This is a genomic window from Pantanalinema sp., from assembly GCA_036704125.1.
Classification (GTDB): Bacteria; Cyanobacteriota; Sericytochromatia; order S15B-MN24; family UBA4093; genus JAGIBK01.
The window spans coordinates 1-2,175 of sequence record DATNQI010000101.1 but is presented as its reverse complement, the minus strand read 5'-3'; the positions used below and the strand labels follow the sequence as shown (position 1 = coordinate 2,175).

General features: G+C 70.9%; 2 protein-coding genes. Both read right to left on the bottom strand.

The genetic code is table 11. From position 1 onward, the window contains the following. Positions 1-84: 84 nt before the first annotated feature. Positions 85-1,377: a hypothetical protein gene (locus V6D00_16215; GenBank protein ID HEY9900725.1), complete on the bottom strand. Its 1,293-nt coding sequence runs from the start codon at positions 1,375-1,377 to the stop codon at positions 85-87. A 119-nt stretch (positions 1,378-1,496) separates the two neighbouring features. After that, positions 1,497-2,175: hypothetical protein (locus tag V6D00_16210; protein ID HEY9900724.1), on the bottom strand; the 679-nt coding region annotated here is incomplete at its 5' end.

Genomic DNA, 2,175 nt, shown 5'->3' with positions numbered 1-2,175 from the left:
AAGACCTGACGTCATCGTGCAGCGCGCGAAGGGTGCGGCCCGGTACCCCGGGCCGCACCCTTCGCGCATCGGACAAGAGCGGGGTTAGCCTTGCTGCCCGCGGCCGCCGAGGCGACCGCCGCCTTCCTCGGTGAGGCCCTCGACCAGCTCGGAGACGCCTTGGACCACATTCGACAAGGCCTGGACGGGGGCGGTGAAGGCCTCCTTGATCCCCTCGGTGATCCCCTCGAGGATATTGCCTTGCTTTGGCGCCGAGCGCTCGATCATCGCCCGGGCCGCGAGCGCGTTGAACTCGTCCGAGGACATGGTCGTGCGGTGTCCGCTGCGCGGATCCCACAGCGAGACCCTGTCACCGGAGATGCCCGTGACGGCCATCGCGTGGAGGTAGCCCTCCTGGTTGCGCATGGAGACCTTCACCGAGGGATTCTCGCTGCTCTGCTTGGCGAGCTCCTCCTGGATGGTGGGCAGGAGGTTCTCGCCCTGCTTGGCGAAGACCGTGACGTGGTCGGTGCCGAGAACCCCGTCGTAGAGCGTCTTCACCTGGTTGGCGTTGAGGCCCTTGTCCCCGCCGAGCGAGACGATGGCGCTCAGGAGGCCCTGGACCATGCTGGTCACGTGCGCTCCGAAGGACTCCTGCATCATGTAGCCGAGCGCGGAGCGGCCGTCGCGATCGCCGCTCACGCTGAGCTTCAGGGTGTCGGGGTTGGGGCCCTTGGGGCCGCCGGGGATGCTCGCCTCGCCCTTGGTCGCAAGCTCGGTCGCGATCCGGGCGAAGTCCGCCGGGTGGCTGTAGGTGAGGGTCGCCACCATGGTCGCCTCGGCGCAGTCGTCGCGGGAGCCGCTCTGCCGCACCGTCTCGGGCTCGGCGAGGGCCTTGATCATGTCGCGGGCGAGCTCGCCCTTGCTCGTGCCCGACAGCGACTCGTGCAGCGGCTGCCGGTTGAAGGCGGCCAGGTGCGCCATGGCGCTGGTGCCGAAGGTGTCGCGCTCGAGCAGCTTGCCCGACTCCAGGAGGCCCTGCATGTCGCCCTCGAGACGAGCCAGCCTGCCCCCGTCGAGCCCGCGAGCCGCCTCGCCGAAGAACGCCTGGACGGTCTCTTGGTCGGCCTCGCTCAGCTTGGTGAAGGCCTCGGTCCCGGTGAAGGCGGCGGGTGCCGCGGGCTCCTTGGGGGCCGGTGCCAGCCCCGGGAGATCCCAGGGCAGCGTGCCGAGATCGAGCGTGCGATCGAGGAGGTCGCGGACCAGGTTCCGGTCCGCGGCGGGGGGGGCGAGCGGGGAGAGCGGGGCAGCCGGGACCGCCTCGGCCGGCACGGCCGTCGTCGGAGCGCTCGGCCGAAGGACCGGCGAAAGGGGCGAGTCGACGCTGTTCAGGTTCATCGCGGCCTCTCTTCTGGAAAGTGACGTGACATGAATCGCGAGGGGGTTGCGGTCAATATACCCGCGTCGTCGATGGATCGATCGGGGCGATCGGAGTCTTGATGAAAATTTAATGCTTCTCAGCTCGGCGGTTCACCGCCGAGGATCCTGACGAGCCAATCGCCGAAGCGCTGCATCGCCGAAGGGGAGGCGGGCGGTGCGACGGGCTTCAGCTCCAGGGTCTTGGGGCTCGTCCCGCCCGCGTTGAGCGGCCGGGTCGCGGCGGGGCCGCGCGAGCGCGGGAAGAGGCTCTCGAGCAGGGGCACCCCGTCGAAGGTCACGCAGAGGTTGTAGAGGGGGTAGAGGGCCCCGCGGAACTTGGTGGCGCTGAAGCCCGTGACCTGGCCGACCTCGAGCCGGGCGGCGAGAAACTGGGCGTGGGCCTCCTGGGCGAGCGCGAAATCCTGCTCTGCCTGCTGGAACTGCTGCAGCGCGACCCGCGCCAGGCGCGCCGCCTCGGGGCGCTCCGAGAGGACGCGCGCCAGCTGCAGGGTGAAGGTGCGCTCCCCTTCCGAGGCCCCCTCGAAGAGCACGTCGAACGAGGGGCGGTCCGGGGCGTTGGCGGCGTCCGCCCGGGCGATCGCTGCGAAGCGCGGCCGCAGCGTCGAAAGCAGCGGCTCGGCCTCTGCGATCACCTCGGCGAGCGCCTCGCGCCGGACGGGGGCCTCCGAGCCGGCGCTCGCTTCGGGGGCGGGGGCCGTGCCTGCGTACGCGTCGAAGGGCGCCGTGCCGTTGGGGCGCCGCAGGGCGTGCGTGTCT